This is a genomic window from Streptomyces sp. NPDC032161, assembly GCF_040636995.1.
In the GTDB taxonomy this organism is placed as follows: domain Bacteria; phylum Actinomycetota; class Actinomycetes; order Streptomycetales; family Streptomycetaceae; genus Streptomyces.
Window position 1 is genome coordinate 1 of record NZ_JBEZVN010000062.1, and the last position, 17,897, is coordinate 17,897.

At 70.9% G+C, this 17,897-nt stretch carries 14 protein-coding genes and 3 pseudogenes; 11 read left to right on the plus strand and 6 right to left on the minus strand.

Going from position 1 to position 17,897, the window contains the following annotated elements:
- The first annotated feature begins 280 nt into the window (after positions 1 to 280).
- Entirely contained in the window at positions 281 to 592 is a 312-nt protein-coding gene (locus tag AB0E67_RS34935; protein WP_362034683.1) for a hypothetical protein, read from the plus strand.
- Positions 593 to 711: 119 nt separating this feature from the next.
- Here the strand turns inward: AB0E67_RS34935 and AB0E67_RS34940 are convergent.
- Positions 712 to 834, minus strand: a pseudogene (locus AB0E67_RS34940) (SAM-dependent methyltransferase); the annotation flags it as partial.
- 240 nt (positions 835 to 1,074) lie between these two features.
- Between AB0E67_RS34940 and AB0E67_RS34945 the strand changes: the two are divergent.
- Positions 1,075 to 1,935 (plus strand): aminoglycoside phosphotransferase family protein, encoded by an 861-nt coding sequence (locus tag AB0E67_RS34945; protein ID WP_362034685.1) that lies wholly within the window; start codon positions 1,075 to 1,077, stop codon positions 1,933 to 1,935.
- Between the two features lie 129 nt (positions 1,936 to 2,064).
- Here AB0E67_RS34945 and AB0E67_RS34950 read toward each other — a convergent pair whose 3' ends face one another.
- Positions 2,065 to 2,712, minus strand: a complete 648-nt coding sequence (locus tag AB0E67_RS34950) for a DUF6233 domain-containing protein (protein ID WP_362034686.1) — start codon at positions 2,710 to 2,712, stop codon at positions 2,065 to 2,067.
- A gap of 426 nt (positions 2,713 to 3,138) precedes the next feature.
- Between AB0E67_RS34950 and AB0E67_RS34955 the strand changes: the two genes are divergently transcribed.
- Positions 3,139 to 3,378, plus strand: a complete 240-nt coding sequence (locus AB0E67_RS34955) for a hypothetical protein (RefSeq protein WP_362034687.1) — start codon at positions 3,139 to 3,141, stop codon at positions 3,376 to 3,378.
- A complete protein-coding gene (locus AB0E67_RS34960; RefSeq protein ID WP_362034689.1) occupies positions 3,378 to 3,647 on the plus strand; it encodes a hypothetical protein in 270 nt (89 codons plus the stop codon). Before AB0E67_RS34955 ends, AB0E67_RS34960 begins: the two co-directional genes overlap by 1 nt.
- Before the next feature lie 45 nt (positions 3,648 to 3,692).
- Here the strand turns inward: AB0E67_RS34960 and AB0E67_RS34965 are convergent.
- The 3 genes and pseudogenes from AB0E67_RS34965 to AB0E67_RS34975 form a co-directional block, all read right to left on the minus strand.
- Positions 3,693 to 3,860: pseudogene (locus AB0E67_RS34965) on the minus strand (IS5/IS1182 family transposase); the annotation flags it as partial.
- Between the two features lie 62 nt (positions 3,861 to 3,922).
- Positions 3,923 to 4,531, minus strand: coding sequence for a hypothetical protein (locus AB0E67_RS34970; protein ID WP_362034691.1), 609 nt, complete (start codon positions 4,529 to 4,531; stop codon positions 3,923 to 3,925).
- Entirely contained in the window at positions 4,528 to 5,007 is a 480-nt protein-coding gene (locus AB0E67_RS34975) for a hypothetical protein (RefSeq protein ID WP_362034693.1), read from the minus strand. Before AB0E67_RS34975 ends, AB0E67_RS34970 begins: the two co-directional genes overlap by 4 nt.
- 314 nt (positions 5,008 to 5,321) lie before the next feature.
- Between AB0E67_RS34975 and AB0E67_RS34980 the strand changes: the two genes are divergently transcribed.
- The 3 genes from AB0E67_RS34980 to AB0E67_RS34990 are packed head-to-tail and all read left to right on the plus strand — an operon-like array spanning position 5,322 to position 11,115.
- On the plus strand, positions 5,322 to 6,704 hold the full coding sequence (locus AB0E67_RS34980) for a hypothetical protein (protein WP_362034695.1): 1,383 nt from the start codon (positions 5,322 to 5,324) through the stop codon (positions 6,702 to 6,704).
- The gene (locus AB0E67_RS34985; protein WP_362034696.1) at positions 6,701 to 8,659 is read left to right on the plus strand and encodes an ATP-binding protein; all 1,959 of its coding nucleotides are present in this window, start codon (positions 6,701 to 6,703) and stop codon (positions 8,657 to 8,659) included. Before AB0E67_RS34980 ends, AB0E67_RS34985 begins: the two co-directional genes overlap by 4 nt.
- Positions 8,656 to 11,115 carry a WD40 repeat domain-containing protein gene (locus AB0E67_RS34990; RefSeq protein WP_362034698.1) on the plus strand — a complete coding sequence of 820 codons (2,460 nt, stop codon included), beginning with the start codon at positions 8,656 to 8,658 and terminating at the stop codon, positions 11,113 to 11,115. The genes AB0E67_RS34985 and AB0E67_RS34990 overlap by 4 nt, the downstream gene beginning before the upstream one ends.
- Positions 11,116 to 11,215: 100 nt before the next feature.
- Here AB0E67_RS34990 and AB0E67_RS34995 read toward each other — a convergent pair whose 3' ends face one another.
- Positions 11,216 to 11,368, minus strand: coding sequence for a hypothetical protein (locus AB0E67_RS34995; protein WP_362034700.1), 153 nt, complete (start codon positions 11,366 to 11,368; stop codon positions 11,216 to 11,218).
- A 504-nt stretch (positions 11,369 to 11,872) separates the two neighbouring features.
- Here AB0E67_RS34995 and AB0E67_RS35000 point away from each other — a divergent pair.
- The 4 genes and pseudogenes from AB0E67_RS35000 to AB0E67_RS35015 form a co-directional block, all read left to right on the plus strand.
- Positions 11,873 to 15,166, plus strand: coding sequence for an amino acid adenylation domain-containing protein (locus AB0E67_RS35000; RefSeq protein ID WP_362034702.1), 3,294 nt, complete (start codon positions 11,873 to 11,875; stop codon positions 15,164 to 15,166).
- A 159-nt stretch (positions 15,167 to 15,325) separates the two neighbouring features.
- On the plus strand, positions 15,326 to 16,633 hold the full coding sequence (locus tag AB0E67_RS35005; protein WP_362034703.1) for a diaminobutyrate--2-oxoglutarate transaminase: 1,308 nt from the start codon (positions 15,326 to 15,328) through the stop codon (positions 16,631 to 16,633).
- Between the two features lie 59 nt (positions 16,634 to 16,692).
- Positions 16,693 to 17,637 carry an ornithine carbamoyltransferase gene (locus tag AB0E67_RS35010; protein ID WP_362034705.1) on the plus strand — a complete coding sequence of 315 codons (945 nt, stop codon included), beginning with the start codon at positions 16,693 to 16,695 and terminating at the stop codon, positions 17,635 to 17,637.
- Positions 17,638 to 17,643: 6 nt separating this feature from the next.
- A pseudogene (locus tag AB0E67_RS35015) lies at positions 17,644 to 17,897 on the plus strand (lantibiotic dehydratase); the annotation flags it as partial.

The window sequence follows — 17,897 nt, forward strand, 5'->3', positions numbered from 1 at the left end:
GGTCCATGCGCTGCATGCGCACGGCCAACTCGTCCCCGAGGCGCCACATCTGGTTGCCCCAGCCGCCCGCCACCTCACGGATGGCCAGCCCTGCAAGATCTGGATGTTGCTCCTGCAGCAGGTCGCGGACCAGGTCTGCGGTGATCTCGATCTCGGTGTCGGTCATGCGAAGTCACAGTACTGAGGCGGCAGGCGGAGCGGGCTCTCGCTCTCCGGAACATCTCGCTGTGAGCCCTCTGACAACACCAATTCGGTTTCAAAGTGTCACAGATCGGCGAATTTGGACGGAACGGCCCAAAAGCTCAGAGAAGCCTGTGTCCGTTGTCCCGTCCTCATCGTTCACGCGACGGAACGTCCGCGGCTCGTTGAGATCCGCGACAACCTCCTCGCGCGCTTCCTGGAAGCCGAACGCGAAGGTTGGCTCGGCGAGCTCGAAGGCTTGCAGAGCAGCCTGGCCCACGCCAAGGGGGAGCTCGCCCGACTCGACGCGCAGATCTCCCGGCAGCAGGAGTCCGTCGACCTGGGAGCTCCTGCCTTCCGGGAGATCATTGCTCGCACCACTGCGGCGGCCGCACCACCGGAGCCTTCGTGACCTGGACGGTTGTCCCCTCCGGTGATGCTTAGTGGATGCTGGCACAGAACGCGGCGCTTCGGACGAGCTTCATCCACGCGGTGATCTACCCCACTCCGTCTCAGGCCACGGGGCCCGCTCTACGGGCGGCGGGCCAGCAAGTGGGTGTCGAGGAAGCCTCGCTCGGACGCTGGGTCGTGGAGCAATCGAGCCACCGTGACGAGTCCGGCTCCGGCCAGCAACTCGGCAAACTGCTCCGCCGGCGCCACCTGGCTGTATCGCAACCGAGGTAGAGGGCGGGCGTGTAGCCGGGGCTGTCCGCCTTCCCGGACCGGTACGAGCTGTGGAGCTGCTCGTCGCCCTACCAGCCAGGCAGCGGCTCGACCGGCCACGGCAGGCTCCTGGAGTACTCCTCGTAGCGGGCGCGGGCCTGCACTGTGGTGTGCCGAGCCACGCTGGTTGGCATCGCCCTCGCTCATCTGTGCCAAGATTCGAGGGTGGATATGACCGACGTCACGCGTGCGATCGCGGCTGCGACTTCGGTCGCCGCATCGCTCGACCTGCCAGCCAACGATGCAGTCGTTCTCCACAACTCGAACAAGCTGGCACTGCGGCTGACGCCATGCGACGTCTTTGCCCGGGTCGCCCCTGTGGGACAAGAGGTCGCACAGTTCGAAGTCGATCTCGCTCAGCGGCTCACCGAGGTCGGATGCCCGGTGTGTCCCTTGGAGCCTCGGGCGGACCCGCGTGTGTACACGCGCGATGGCTTCGCAGTGACGCTGTGGACCTACTACGAGCCCGTGACACCTCACACCTCACCAATCGACTACGCCAAGGCGCTGGAGCAGCTGCACGCCGGCATGCGCAAGGTCGATGTGCCGAGCCCGAGGTTCACGGACCGGATCACGGAGGCGGAAGAAGTTGTCGCCGACCCGGATCGTTCGCCGGAGCTCACCGACGTGGACCGCGTGTTCCTCAGCGGCAGGCTGGCAAGCCTGCGACGGGCGATCGACGACCGCGGCGCCGTGGAGCAGCTGCTCCACGGTGAGCCGCATCCAGGCAATGTGCTCAGCACGAAGAACGGCCCGTTGTTCATCGACTTTGAGACGTGCTGCCGTGGACCCGTCGAGTTCGATCTCGCCCATGTTCCCGAGGCGGTCTGCGAGCACTACCCAAGCGTTGACCAAGGGCTGCTGGACGAGTGTCGGCAGCTCGTTGTCGCGATGGTCGCCGCGTGGCGTTGGGAGCTTGGCGACCAGTTTCCGAATGGGAGGCGATTCGGAGAGGAATTCCTGCGCTTGCTGCGCGAGGGTCCTCCTTGGCCGACACTCGACACAGTGACCAGGCGACTGGATGGTCTGTAGAAATCGCCGAACGTCACGTGAAAGCGGCGAGGAACCAAGCGACGAGACTGTCGCCGTTGCAACCCCATGCGCGCCGACCTCGCTGCCGCGCTGAACCATGGCGCCGGTGCCAACAAGCGCGGCAACTCGTTACAGATGCCAAGAATCTCGGCCAGACGGTGCCAACCAGCGCAGCCAGGCTGTTGGGAGCCCCAGGTCGCACAGCCCGATTGGTGCCAACTGTCGTCGCCCGGCACAGGGGCGCCACCCCTCGTCGGCGAAACCGCGGTCGAAGCCCTGTAGGACGGGGGCGAGCCCGGCTGCCGCGCCGCACAAGGTGCACAGCCGGACGCCAGGCTGCTGCGCGACGTCCAGGACCCGGTCCAGGGTGAGCGCGGGCGCCCCGGCCGGGGCCTCGGCGCAGTCGACGGCGTGCACGACGCACCGGTCGGGCCCGCCCCGGCCGCCGGACTTCACCAGCACCCAGCCCGACGGCCGCTGCGGCCCGAGCAGCTGCTCGACGACCTCCAGACGCTCGGTGGGCACCTGGTCGTACGAAACGCCCTCGACAGGCCTCACATGCTCCGCGGCCCGCACCCACCCCCGGTACTCCGCCGCCTCCACCTCTACCGGCTCGCCGGGGCTGTTCCGGTAGTCCGGCAGCCCGACCTGGTACAGCCATCCGTCCCGCAGCTGCCGCCGCGCCCAGAGCCGGCCGGTGACCTTCTCGCCGTTGGGCAGCAGCACCCGCACCGGGAGCGGGGCGGCGTCGGCGGGCTGATCGGGCGGTACGGACACAGCTCAACGGTAGACCGCACGGTCACCGAGCTGCCGCAGACACCATTTCCGCCAATGTCAATGTCACACAAGCCGTTTCGGGAGCCCTTGAGGCGGAATTCGGAGACGCCGATCGGCCAATTTCCCCGATTCATAGCGGGGCATTCGAAATCCTCTGTAGACCTGAGCAACCAGCCCACCTCACAAGACGGGATCTAATTTCCCTCCCTCGTGAGAACGACCTTTTTTCATGGCCACATCCGATGCAAGTGCTGTCCGGTCCCCTGCCCGGCAGCGCGCGGAGGCGGCGGGCTCCGCCTTCCGCTGGCGGTAGGCCCTCTGCCGCCCCATCTCCGTCAGCTTCCAGTTCATCCGAACCGGGGTCCCGTAGTCCGCCCCGGCGATACCGTGGCCACACACGCCGCATGACTGGCCCAGGAGCACTTCATGAGCGAACAGCCGGCCCTCACCACCCCCGCAACCAGCCGAAAGCAGCTGGAGCCCGCAGCCGCCGACGCGGTCCGCGCGTACGCCGCCCGCACCCGGGCCGACGCCGACCAGCTCGCCGCCGTCCTGGAGGACATCGCGGCCAACGGCCTGCCCGACCTCGAGCACTGCACTCCATGGGAGGAACTGCGCGAGACCCACCTCGCCCGCCTCACCGCCCAGCGCCCGGCCGTCGCCTGATGGCCCACCAACGCCCGCGCCGCGCCAGGATCACCTTCTCCGACTCCGCCGCCAAGCAACTGGAGAACATCACCAGCGAGGCGGAGATCCACTCCCTGGACCGCGCCCTGGTCGCCATCTCCGTCAACCCCGACCTCGGCGACCCCCTCCCCGGCACCACCACCGGCCCCCAGCTACGCCAGTACACCGACGAAGTCGAGCACGTGCGGCTCCTCTACTGGGTCACCGCGCTCCGCACCGTGGTCGTCGTCGCGTACATCGAGGTCTGAGTCGGGCAGCCGGGGCACGGCAACGTGATCCGGCTACCCGACTGAGCGGCTGATACACCGCTCAGCCGTGTTGCGCTCCTTGCATGCCTGAGGGTCGAAACCGGGCGGTCGCCCGCCCCGTCGGCCGCGCCGCTGTCGGTCGCGGATCTGGTCCACCGACAGCGGGATGACCGCGCGGATGTGCCGTCGGCGCAGATGATCGCGGATCGCGCGGAGACCAGCCGCCACGCCGGTCGGCGACTGATCTCCGCGTGACGATCACTGAACACACGAGCTCACAGCGCCCCGAGCACCTCATCGAGCGACCCGCCCGGTTCGCTCCGTGCGAGGATGAGTACTCGTGCGGGCACCTCGGTGGCCGCGTGGGCGGCCAGCCGGTGGTGGCCGTCGAGGATGACGCCGAGCAGGAAGCGTTCCTCCCACTCGGCTCGGACATAGCGGTCCTCCGTCCATGCCAGCAGCAGAGCGGTGGGCCGCTCGCCCCGCGCGATCGCCGCCGCCTGCCGTTCGACCGTCGCCAGGGCGAGTGCGTCCAGCGGCTGCGAGGGCAGGATGCTGCCGTAGGTCGGCAGGGAGCCGGGGATTGGCTGCGACGCCTGGCAGTGCTCGGTGCCCGGCCAGCCCATCACGTCGTCGTCCCACCAGCCGTCGGGGTCCTCGCGCGCGTCGATTCGCCGTGTCCACCACGACCGCTGCGGCTCCTTGACATGTTCGAGTGGAATGTCGGCCAGGTGCGCTCGGTAGTTGCCGGTTGCCAGCTCATGGATCAACGGTTCGAGGGCACGCACGGTCGCGGCGGTGAGTTCGCGCGGATCGGCAAGGGCATCACGCGCTCGCGCGGTGTCGGTCCTCGCTTCGACGGGCGGGAAACCGAGCAGGTTCATCGCCGTTTCGCAGGTTCCGCAGTCGGAGCCGACGCGGTAGAGCGCGTGTCGGCCGACGTGCAGGGTCTTGCCCCATCGCGGCCACGACGAACCCGCAGGGGCGGGTCGTAGTCGATGCGGATCCGCCCGCGTCCCTCGCTCAGGGAGAAGCGCAGACGGCTCGGCGAGTCGGCGACGAGGTCGCGCACCTCGGGCACCGGCTGCGCGGCCAGGTCGAGGCTCGGCCACACGCGGCGGACGTGCGCGGAGTACTCCTGCGCCGTGCACCACTCGGGCACGAGCGGGTCACGCCCGGTGAGGCGGACGAGCGCGCGGTGGACATCCCCAGCAGGCAGATCGGGGCCGCGGGCAAGCCAGTCGAGCAGGTGCGGTACAGCGGCCGGGTCGCCCATTTCCTCCAACGCGACGGTGAAGGCGACATGGGTGAGCCCGGAGCGGCCCGAGCAACTGCCGCTCGTCCTTGCTCGCGCTTTCATAGCGCCCGCCCACGTATGCGGCCAGCGTGACCGGACCACCGGGTGGGTCGGCGGCCAATTCCACGAGCGCCGTCCAGTGGTCGACAGCGGTCAGGGCGGCACCGAGACGGGCATCGAGCATGGGGCAAAGGGTACTTGCGAGAAGGTGAAGGGCGCGGGCAGGCCAAGAGCGCGTATTCATGCTGGTCGGTCGGGGGAGAGAGCCGCACCCGTACGAGATTCAGCACTTCCAAGGCGCCCGCAGCGGTCGATCGGCATACTTCCAAGTGGACCTTCGCTAAGGTGTGTTGCCCAACTCCACGGGGGGAGGACGCATGGGGCTGACCGGAACGTCCGAAGCCAGCCGGGATGCGGTCATGGTGCTGCCCGGCATCATGGGCAGCGAGTTGGTGGAGGCCGAGTCGGGTCGTGTGTTGTGGGGCCTCGGAGACGCGCGGTGGTACGCCCGCGCGTGGACGACAGGGACGTCGCTGGCCGGCCTGCGCGTCACCGACGAGGAGCGGCAGGGGCGAACGGGACGCATCGTGGCGACACGCCTCCTGCGATTCCCCGCCTTCGCGCCCGTGCTGCGTGGCTTCGAGCCCTATACGCCGTTGGTCGCTGGGATCCGGCGGGTGATGGCGCACGCAGATGCCGTGGCAGAGTTCCCCTACGACTGGCGGCTGCCGGTCGAACTCAATGCGAAGCGGCTCGCGGTCGCGGCCGAGAAGCACCTGCACGCCTGGCGTGCGCATCCCAGCGGAAGTCGGCAGGCGCGGCTGGTGCTGGTTGCGCACTCCATGGGAGGGCTCGTCGCGCGGTACTTCACGCATGTGCTCGGCGGGGGAGCCGAGGTGCGCACCGTGATCACGCTCGGTACGCCGTACTACGGGGCGGTCAAAGCTGTTCAGATCCTCAGCACCGGGCGCGGAGCGCCTCTTCCGTTGCCGCGCCGTCGGCTGCGTGACCTGGCGACGTCGCTGCCCGGCCTGTACGACCTGCTGCCCAGTTACCGCTGCGTAGACGGGGGTGCGTCCGCGCGGCGGCTCGTCGCGAGCGACATAGCCGGTATCGGTGCGGACAGCGCCCTCGCCACATCTGCCCTCGACGCCCGCGAACGTCTCCTCGCGGCGACGGCCGGCCCGTACACACGCCCCCTCGTCGGCGTCGAGCAGCGCACGGCGCAATCCCTCACCTTCCGCGACGGCATCGCCGAGGGCCTCTACTACGTATGTGAGGAGGGCGACGACGGCACGCTGAACCGTGTCGACCGTCGCGGCGACGGCACCGTCTACCGGGACTCGGCCTGGCTCGGCGGCGCGGAGCCGGTCCACCTTCCGCAGACCCACGGCGCGATATCCCAGACCGCCGAGACGCTCGCACATGTACGCGCGATCCTGACGGAACGCCGACTCGGGCCGCCTCTCGGCGCTGCCGCCGTCGCGCTCGAGGCACCCGACGTGGTCGCGGCCGGGAAGCCTTTCGATGTCGCTGTCGATCTACAGACTGATCCCGCGGCCGTATCCCTGCAGGTGACCAGCGCGCAGACAACTCAAGTGCTGGGCCGCCCCCGGCTTGTGCAGCACGACAACACACTGACTGCGCAGATCGCCGTGCCCGCTCCAGGCCTGTACCGGCTCGCGGCCAAGGCGGGAGGGTTCTCGCCAGTCACCCAGCTCGTCCTGGCCGCCCGAGCGGAGGATCTGGCAGACGCATGACCGAGAGGACCACGGTGTACGACGCGACGTCCTCGAACGACGACGGCCGGGACTCGACCGGCTTCCCCGTCGTATGTCTCCCGATCGGCCGCTACCGTCACCACGCACCCCTGGAGGCCGACGAAGCCGCCGCCCGTGTCGCGGAGTTGCTCGGCGAGCTGGGCGGCCGGGCCGACCCCTGGCTGCTGCCGGACACCGCACGCAACCGGTCCGCGGTGGAGGAACGACTGGAGCAGTGGGCCAGCCCGCTCACGCCGAGGAGTTCGTTCCTCTACTGGGCCGGGCACGGTGAAGCAGCACCCGACGGCGCCTGGCTCGCCGTACACGAGACACCGGGTTCGATGCGTACACGCGGCCTGCTGCCCGAGTCCCTCTCCGCCTTCATCGACGCCGAATGGTCGCGCCGGATCGCCGATCCGTACGCCTGGACGGTCGTGGTCATCGAGGCGTGCGGGGCGGAGCGGTTCGCCGATCTGGTCGCCGTACGTCTGCTCAGCGGGGACAAGCCGCGGCGCCTGGCGATCGTCGGCGTCGGGGGTTACGGGGCCGGCCATCTGGGAGAGTTCGCCGACGCGCTCTCCGGGGCGCTCGCCTCGTACACCGACAACGACGGGACGATCCGCCTTGCCGACCTGATGCTGCGCCTGCACGACAGGATGCAGGTCGGCAGCATCCACGCCGACGCCTTCGATCTCCACCTGGCACCCCCGCTGCCCCGGCCGCGTCTTCTGCCGTACGGCATCACCACACCCCTGGACGTCTACGCCGAACTCCAGGCCTTCCTTGCCGGCCTCACCCCCGACGAACGCAGCCACTTCATCCCCAAGGCACAAGGCGCCGAACAGGGCGAACTGGCCTGGTACTTCGTCGGCCGCGACCGGGAACGCGCCGAAATCGCCCACTGGCTGCGCGCCGAGTCGACCGGCATGCTCGTCGTCACCGGGCGCGCCGGCGCCGGAAAGTCCGCGCTGCTCGGCAACGTACTCGTGCACGCCCACCCCGACCTGCGCGAACTGCTCGTCAGGAGCGGCCACTTCCGTGAACTGCCGGACGACGAGCGCCCTCCGGACCGCGTCTTCGACGCCGTGATCCATCTGACCGGCGCGTCGATGAGCGAACTCGTCGGCCGGCTCGCACAGGCTGCGGACCTGGGAGAGCGGCCCGAGACCGGGTCCACGGCACAGGACATCGAGTGGCTCCTGGACCGGCTGGGCAAGAGGGCGGAGCCGTTCACGCTTCTCGTTGACGCACTCGACGAGGCCCAAGAGCCCCTCGACGTCGCCGGATCACTCCTGAGCCGGTTTGCCGAGCTGCCGCATGTACGCGTGGTGGTCGGCACCCGCGCCTCGACGAAGGAAGGCCCCGACCAGCCGGAGACCGACGACCGTAACCTCGTCGATGCGTTGGGAGCGGCACACCTCGTCGTCGTGCCGCGCGACCCCGACGCGCTCGGAGAGTACGTGCGACTGAGACTCACCCACGCCCTGCCCGCCGCCGCCCCGGCATCCGTCGATGCTGCCGCTCGACAGATCCAGGCGTACGACCGGCATTTCCTGTACGCCCGGCTCGCCGTCCACGAGATCGTCGCCGACCCGCAACTCATGACGCCCGAAGGCAACGATGCGCTCATCGAGCTGCTCCGGCGCGACCACCGCGCGCTCTTCGCCGCGGCGGTCGACCGCCTCGCCCGCCGCTCCGCAGCTGCCGAACCGCTGCTGGAGGCACTCGCCCTCGCCCGCGGACGAGGCCTGCCCCGGGCCGACCGCATCTGGGCCATCGCCGCCGGCGCACTCTCCGACGGCGTTCCGGTCACCGACCTCGACATCGACCAGCTCCTCGAGGCTGCCGCCCCGTACGTCATGCTCGACTCCGAACACGAGCAGAGCGTCTACCGGCTCGCACACCGCACGTTCCAGGAACACTTCCTCAACCCGCCGCAAGGGCAGGCGAGATGACACGACCCCTCTCGGAACGCCACCGCAGGATCGCCCAAGGTCTCATGGCCGCCGCGACAGAGACCCCCAACCCGTACATCGCACACCACCTCGCCGGACACGTTGCCGAAGCCGGCGCCTGGCAGGAACTCGCCGACGCCCCGCACGTACTCGATCGCCTGGAACCCCGAGCCGTCGCGGCGGAGGCGCTGCGCCTCGGCTACGGACGCACCGGCCTCCCGGACCCCGTCACCGCCACGCTCGTGGCCCGCGACCTGCTCGCATCGGTGGCCCCCGAGGACCGGGAGACCGTCCGCGCCCTCACCACCGCACGCTTCGTCGGCGCTGCGCCCGCGGCCGGAACCCGGCGTGCCGATGCCACCTGGTCCGTGCGGTGGACCAGGCTGCGCCGCGACCTTCTCCCGGCGATCCTCACCGACCGTGCGAGCCCGGTGGAAGCGCTGCGCGCGTTCTCGCTGCCGGACGGGCGGCAGCTTCTCGCCGTCGGGACGCACGACGGAAGGGTGCGGCTGTGGGACTCGGAATCGGTGCTCGACGCCGCCATGCCTCCCGTCGAGGAACTGGCGTACGACCTTCCTGTCCACACCCTCGAGACCGTCGCGAGGCCCGACGGAGAGATTCTGCTGGCCGCCGGGACCGGCCGGACCGTCCACCTGTGGGACCCGGTCGCCCGGTCGACGGTCGGCGCATCGATACTCGACACCGGCGCCGCCCGGGAGCGTGCATTCCGTGCCCCTGCCTGGAAGGCGGTGAGGCTGCCCGACGGCCGCTCGCTCATCGCGGTCTGTGACACCAACAACGTCCGGTTGTGGGACCCGTTCACCGGTGAACCTGTCGGTCCGGAACTCATCGGGCCTGAGTCGCTCACGGTGGCCCAGGCGATCAGCGACGGTTCGGAGAGTCTCGACGGGGTCCTGGCGCCGGTGACCCTGCCCGACGGGCGGGCGCTGCTCGTCGCGGGAGGCACGTCCCGGGTCCTGGATTCGATCGACGGCTCCACCGATTTCATGTACGGCCGCCTCTGGGCGTGGGACATCGCCACCGGCGAGCTGGTGTGGAGACTACGCACCGGGTACAGCGGCACCCTCACGGCCCTGACCACGGTGCCGCTGCGCGACGGGCGTCAGGCCCTGGCCACCGCGGGCGGCGGCGGTGTGGTGCAGCTCTTCGACCCGGAGGGCCCCGCACAGGTCGGGGAGTGGCTGCACGGCAACGGCGCCGACGTGGTAGGGGCCTCCATCGTGCGCCTCAGGCACAATCGCACCGCACTGGTCACGGTCGGCAGCGACCGCACGGTGCGGGCCTGGGACCCCACGAGCGGCACGCCCGTCGGGGCGCCGATGTCCGCCCACAACAGCGGCGTGCGCGCACTCACCAGCCTCCAAATCGCCGACGGGCGGGCCTTCGTGGCGGGCGGCGGCGAGGACGGCACCGTCCAGCTCTGGGATCCCGAATCAGCCGGCCACATCGACGACCCGCTGGCCGGTCCCGTGGACCAGCTGGTCTCGATACCTGTCCGGCCGGGCGCCATCCGGCAGAGCAGGCCGCTCCTCGCATCCGTCAACAGCGACAACGCCCTCCAACTGTGGGAGGCCTCCAGCGGACTGCCCATGGCTCAGCCACTTGGGGACTCTGCCGGTCGACCAGTCACCGTGCCGATGCCAGACGGCCGGACCCTGCTCGCGCTGGGAGACGGGAAGAGCCCCATCCGGTTGTGGGACCCCGAATCCCACCGGGTCGTACGCACCATGCGGAGCCGGAATCCGTTCCGGCGGATGCATCTGATCGATTATCCGACGGCCGTGGCCACGGTGCCATGGCGCGACGGGCGCACCGCGGTGGTCGTCAAGTACGGCCTGAGTCTCTCGCTGTGGGATCCGGCTTCGGGACGAGGCCTTGGCAATCTGCGGTTCAGCATGGGCCTCAACCCTCTGGATGCTGGAACGATCAGCCTCCCAGGCGGCCAGACGATGCTGTTCACCAGCTCCCAGGAAGGCATCAAGCTCTGGGACCCCACGACCGGCGCCCACATCGTCGAATGGAACCGCAAACTCGACTACCTCACCACCATCATCCCGGTGACCTGGCCCGACGCCCACCCGCTGCTGGCCGTGACGGGGAAAGAGGTCACATATCTGGTGGACCCGTTCTCCGAAGACGCCCCCAGAAGCCGGGTGCGCGCGGTATTGGCCGTGGGTTCCCAGCCCGCCACTTCACGACCTGACCGTCCCCTGCCCTCCGGCAGGCATCGGCTCGCCATCGCCGGATGCCTCACTCGCGAAGGCCGGCCGGTCCTGGCGACCGGCGGCCACGACGGCGTGCTTCGCCTCTGGGAGCCAGAGACGGGCGGGCTTGTGCACTCGCTCCCTGTCGGTGCTCCGATCAATGCCCTCCTGACCATGGACAGCTTGCTCGTCATCGGGTCGCGGGACGGGCTGATCGCCTTGGAGAACTGAGAAGAGCGCTACGGCGCCCGCGAAGGTCCCTCCGCCCCCGCCGTCCACGAACCGTCGCGCGTCATTCCCGGTGCATCGCCCCGCTCGGAACTGTCCCGCCTCACTCCAGAAGAGCCGCACCCAAGCCGGAATCCAGGCTGCCGTCAGTGTTGTAGAGGACCGGTCCGAAGGCGTCGCTGCTGCCAAACCCGCCAACGCCAGCGGCGATGATCTTGCGGTCGACCTGTCTGATGCTGCAGGCGATCAGCGGCAAGAGCTGCTCCCCGCACCCGCGGGGATGGCCCTCCGAGGTCGTTCGTCCAGACCATCCCGGTGTTCCGGCGCCGAGACCGCCGCAAAGTTTGGTGCACCTGTCCCCCCCGCACCCGCGGGGATGGTCTGATTCACACGGGATTTCTCGGGCCCCGTGCTACGTCCCCCCCGCACCCGCGGGGATGGTCTTGCGCCACGTCGTTCTGACGACCCGACGGGGCAACCTGTGCGCTCAGCCGCGCCGCCTGTTCGATGGGGTTACGGGCACTTTCAGATGTCCTTCGCGGGTGTGGAACCGCACCTGCCAGAACCGGCGAGGCGGACGGACCGACCGGGAGGAGACTGCCGACGGCCGCCGGGGGCGGGCAAGGGAGTCATGGGCAGGAGTGGGCCGCCGACGCGGCTGCCGGAAGTTCTCTGGGCGGGAAGCGGCGCGGCACGGAGACTCGCAGATGTCCGGAGCCGTGCCAGGCCCCGGACTCGTCCGCATCCATGGAGGTGACCGGTGGACAGCGCTGATGCCCAGGAGACGGGTGCCGGCCGGCCGATGTCGTTCGCACAGCGGCGGTTGTGGTTTCTGGACAGCCTGCGCCCCGGTACGCCGGACGATCTGCTGCCCCTGGCGCTGCGCGTCCGAGGCGACCTCGACGAGAAGGCACTGACCGGCGCGTTCGCCGCGGTGCTCGCCCGTCACGAGGTGCTGCGGACACGGTACCCGGCCGTGGACGGCGAGCCGGTCGCGGTGGTGGAGCCCGCCGTGGACGTACCGTGGGACCACCGGGATCTGCGGCACCCGCCGTCCGAGGAGCGCGAGTCGCGGCTCGCGGAGCTCGTCGCCGCCGAACTGGTCAGGCCCCTGCCGCTGGAGACCGCGCCACCGCTGCGGTTGACCCTGGTGCGGCTGGCCGAGCAGGAGCACCTGCTGCTGATCGTGGTCCACCACATCGCCTTCGACTTCTTCTCCTGGCCGATCCTCACCCAGGAACTGGCGGCCGGGTACCGGGCCCGCACCGGCGGCACCGCACCGCAGCCCGAACCGGCGCCGCTGCCCCTGCAGTACGCCGATGCCGCCGCCCAGCAGGCCGCACGGCTGGCGGGACCGCGCGGCGAGCGCCAACTCGCCTACTGGCGCGAGCGACTGGCCGGCCTGGAACCCCTGGAGCTGCCCACCGACCGGCCCCGTCCGGCGGTCTGGGACGGCGCCGCCGACATCGCCCGCTTCACCATCCCGGCCGAGCTGGCCGCGGGGGTGGACCGGGTGGCCCGGGAGCACCGGGCCACCCGGTTCATGGTGCTGCTCGCCGCCTTCCAGGCCACCCTGGGACGGCTGGCCGGCCGGAGTGACGTCGCGGTGGGTACCCCGGTCAGCGGCCGGGGACGGCCCCGGCTCGACGAGCTGATCGGGCTGTTCGTGAACTCCGTGGTCCTGCGCGCCCACCTCGGCGGCGCACCGTCCTTCGCCGAACTGCTGCGCCGGGTGCGGACGGACACGCTGGCCGCGCTCACCCACGCCGAGCTGCCGTTCGAGCGGATCGTCACCGAGCTGGCCCAGCAGCGCGATCTCTCCCGCAACCCCCTCTTCCAGATCTCCTTCCAACTGCTCACCCTGCCCGAGGAACCGGACCATCTGCCCGGTCTGGACACCGAGATGATCTCCACCCCGGCCTCCGGCACCGCCTTCGACCTGGCGCTCGACCTCCTCTCCCAGCCGGACGGCCGGATCTCCGGACGGATGCAGTACGCCACCGCGCTCTTCGACCCGGACACCGCCGAACGGATCGGCACCGCCTTCGTGGCCCTGCTGACCGCCGCCGTGGCCGAACCGGAGGCCCCGGTCGCCCGGCTCGCGGGCGCACTGGCGGATCTGCCGGGGCGGGAGCGGCGCAGGCTGCTGGCCCAGGGTGACGGCACCGCACTGGAGGTGCCGGACGTCCCCTGGACCGAGCTGTTCGCGCGGCAGGCGGCCCGCACCCCCGCCGCGGTCGCCGTGAGCGGCCCCGGCGGTGCTCTCACGTACGGCGAACTGGAAGCCCGGGCCAACCAGTTGGCGCACCGGCTGGCCGCGGTGGGCGCCGGCCCGGGCACCCCCGTCGGGGTCTTCCTGGAACGCGGCCCCGCGCTGCTGGTGGCCCTGCTGGCGATACACAAGGCAGGCGCCGTCTACCTGCCGCTCGACCCGGGCTACCCGGCCGGCCGGATCGGCTACCTGCTCCAGGACGCCGGAGCCGAGGTGCTGGTCAGTGCACGGGCGCTCGCCGGGCGGCTGGACGGTACGGGAGCCGGGCCCCGGCCGGGCGAGGAGCGCACCCTGCTGCTCGACGACCCCGCCGAGGAGGCCAGGGTGGCCGCCGCCCCGCGCTCGGCACCACCGCGCCGCCCCGGTCCGGACGAACTGGCGTACATGTTCTACACCTCCGGCTCCACCGGCCATCCCAAGGGCGTGCTGGTCGAGCACCGTTCGCTGACGCACTTCCTGGTGGCGATGGCCGGCCGGCTGCCGCTACGTCCTGGTGGCACCTTCCTGGGCATCACCTCGGTCTCCTTCGACCCCTCGCTGATGGAGCTGTGCCTTCCGCTGCTGACCGGGGCCCGGCTGCTGCTCGCCGACCGCGAACAGGCCCGCGACCCGGAGCGGATGGCCGCGCTGATCGACACCGCCAAGGCCGCCCTGGTGCAGGCCACCCCGGTGACCCTGCGGATGCTGCTGGACACCGGCTGGCGGCCCGGCGCCGGGCTCACCCTCCTCAGCGGCGGCGAGAAGCTGCACACCGACCTCGCGGTCCGGCTGGCCGCCGACGGCGCTCGGGTATGGGATCTGTACGGCCCCACCGAGACCACCGTCTGGTCCACCACCGCCCGCCTCGACGCCCACGGGCGGACCGTGGACTGGGAACTCCGCGGCAACACCCGGCTCCATCTGCTCGACGCGCGGATGGAACCGGTGGCCGAAGGCGCGGTCGGGGAGATGTACATCGGCGGCAGCGGACTGGGCTGGGGCTACCACGGCCGCCCGGCCCAGACGGCCGGGGCCTTCGTCCCCGATCCGTTCGCCGACCGGCCCGGGGCACGCCTGTACCGTACCGGCGACCTGGCGCGCCGACGCCCCGACGGCTCCCTGGACATCCTGGGCCGCGCCGACCACCAGGTGAAGATCCGCGGCCACCGGATCGAGCCGGGCGAGATCGAGTCCGCGTTGCTCGCCCTCGGCCCCTTCCGGGCCGCGGTGGTCCTCGCCGTACCGCAGCCGGACGGCGACCAACGGCTGGCCGCCTACCTGGTGCCGGGGGAGGACACCACCGGCACCCCCGGCCACGAGGAGCTGCGGACGGCCCTGCTGGCCACCCTGCCCGACTACATGGTGCCCGAAGCCTTCGTGACGCTGGACGCCCTGCCGCGCACACCGAACGGCAAGGTCGACCGCAAGGCGCTGCCCCCGGTGGCGCATTGGCGCCCGACCGGCGACACCACCGCCGGCGCACCGCCGCGCACGGACCGGGAACGCACCGTGGCCGGGATCTGGCAGGAGGTGCTGGGCGTCCAGGACATCGGCGTCGACCACGACTTCTTCCAGCTCGGCGGGCACTCCCTGCTCGCCACCCGGGTCTCGGTACGGCTGCGGGCCGCACTCGGCATCGACGTCCCGGTCCGGGCGCTCTTCGAACACCCCACCGTGGCCGCGCTCTGCGCCGCGCTCCCCGGCTACCCGGCCGTCGCCGCCGGACCGTCCGCACCGGTCCTGGGCGCCCGGCGCCGACCACGCCGCCCCGCCACCGCCCAGCTCGCGGACAGCGGCCGGTAGCGACGAAGCCCGGCACGGCGGCGGGCCGCCACGGCACCACCACGCCACCGACAGTCACCGCATGTCATCACCCCGCGACGGCGCGTCATGCCGGCCAGGGTCGCCACCCCCCCGGCCGGCCGGCACGACGGGCGAGAACCGAAAGGACCACCGATCACCATGACCATCGCGTTCACCCCTCCCACCTCCGCGCCCCCCGCCGCGGCCGAGGCGCCGGACGTCGCCGTCTTCGAGCGGCACGAGTCCCATGTCCGCAGCTACTGCCGCAAGTTCCCGGTGGTCTTCGAGCGCGCCAAGGGCGCACGGCTGTACGCCGAGGACGGCCGCGTCTTCACCGACTTCTTCTGCGGCGCGGGAACGCTCAACTACGGCCACAACCCCGGCCCGATCAAGGAGCGGATCGCCGACTACCTCGCCTCCGACGGGATGATGCACGGGCTCGACATGTACACCGTGGCCAAGCGGTCCTTCCTGGTCGCGCTCACCGAGCACATCCTGCGCCCCCGCGGCCTGGAGTACACCGCCCAGTTCGCCGGGCCCACGGGCGCCGACGCGGTCGAGGCCGCGCTGAAGCTGGCTCGCAAGGCCACCGGACGCCGGGGGATCTTCGCCTTCAGCGGCGGCTACCACGGGATGACCCGGGGCTCGCTGGCCGTCACCGGCAACGGCCGGGCCCGCCGCGCCGGCGGGGTGCACGGGCAGGACGAGGTCACCTTCATCCCTTACGAGGACGGACCGCAGGGCCCCTTCGACTCCGTCGCGTTCATCGAACGACTGCTGGCCGACTCCTCCTCCGGAGTCGAGGTGCCGGCAGCGGTGATCGTCGAGCCGCTGCAGATGGAGGGCGGCGTCTACCAGGCGTCCCCGGACTGGCTGCGCCGACTGCGCGCCGTCACCGAACGCCACGGCATCCTGCTCATCTGCGACGAGATCCAGTCCGGGTGCGGCCGTACCGGCACGTTCTTCGCCTTCGAGGAGTCCGGCATCGTCCCGGACATCGTCACCGTCTCCAAGTCCATCAGCGGCTACGGCCTTCCGCTGGCCCTCACCCTCTTCCGCCCCGAACTGGACGTCTGGCAGCCGGGTGAGCACACCGGCACCTTCCGCGGCAACCAGCTCGCCTTCGTCGCGGCGACCGCCGCCGCCGAGCTGTGGAGCAGCCCGGACTTCCTCGACCGGCTGCCCGTACCCGCCCGCCGGCTGGCCGCGTTCGGAGCCGAGCTGGCGGCCGCCGAACCGGAGATCGCCATCCGGGGCCGCGGCATGGTGCTCGGCGTCGACCTGGGCCGCTGCGGCGGCGGCAGGCGCGCCGAAGAGGTGCAGCGGTACGCCTTCGACCACGGGCTGATCGTCGAACTCTCCGGCCGGGACGACGAGGTGATCAAGGTGCTGCCGCCGCTGACCATCACCCCCGAGGAGCTCGACCACGGCATCGGCGTGCTGCGCGCCGCCCTGCTCGCCCGCTGACACCCGAGGCCGCCCGGCCGAAGCCGCCGCCCGAACCGCTCCACCCAGGAGGAAGCCCCATGCCCCAGGCCGAACGACGCCATCTGATTTCCATCGACGACCTCTCCGACGAGGAGCTGGAGCACATCGCCCGGCGCGGCGCCGAGTTCTCCGCGGGCGCCGCCGACGACGTCCGGCCCCTGGCGGACACCGTCGTCGGCGTGCTGTTCCGCAAGACCTCCACCCGTACCCGTACCGCCTTCTCCGCCGGGGCGCTGAGGCTGGGAGCCCGGCTGATCACCTACGGCCCCGGGGACCTCCAGGAGAACACCGGGGAGACCGTGGAGGACAGCGCCGCGGTGCTCTCCCGCATGATCGACGTGCTGGTGGCGCGCACTGCGGGGCCCGAGCGCGAACTGCGCGCCTACGCCGACCAGCGGCGGATGGCCGTCGTCAACGCGATGAGCCAGGGGGAGCACCCCACCCAGGCGCTGGCCGACCTCACCACGCTGCTGCGCAGGTTCGGCCGGATCGAGGACCTGCACGTGATCTACGTGGGCGAGGGCAACAACACCGCCTCCGCCCTGGCCCTGGCGCTCTCCCGCTTCCGGGGCACCCGGCTCACGCTGCGCACCCCGCCCGGGTACGGGCTCGCGCCCGAGTACCTGGAACGGGCCGCGGTCAGCGCGAAGCAGAGCGGTGCCCGGATCGAGGAGCGCCACGACATGGCGGACCTGCCGGCCGCCGACGTCGTCTACACCACCCGCTGGCAGACCACCGGGACCGTGAAACCGACCCCTGACTGGCGCGAGGTGTTCGCGCCCTTCCAGGTCACCGAGAAAACCATGGCGAGCAGCCCGGACGCGGTCTTCATGCACGACCTCCCCGCCCATCGCGGCGAAGAGGTGACCGCGGACGTGCTGGACGGTCCGGCGAGCATCGCCTTCGACCAGGCCGAGAACAAATACCACAGTGCGCGCGCCGTTCTCGAATGGTGCGCGGCAGACCGGAGCCCTGAGAGGTAGAGCGTCATGGCCGCGGAAAAGCAGACGGAAGAGCAGGAAGCCGTTTATCTGCCCGGTGGGCGTTGGCGGTTGTGGGAGCAGTTCTCGTTGCGTGGGCCGGGTTTTCCGGTGGGGGGTGTGTTGGATCTGGCGCCGGTGGATGTGTCGGTGTATGCGGACAAGTTCGCTGGTGGGGTGGGGTTGTCGGGTCCGGATTGGGATGAGTTCGAGGGGGTGTTCGGGGAGGTTGCGGCGCGGACGGCGGTGAGGTTGCAGGAGGT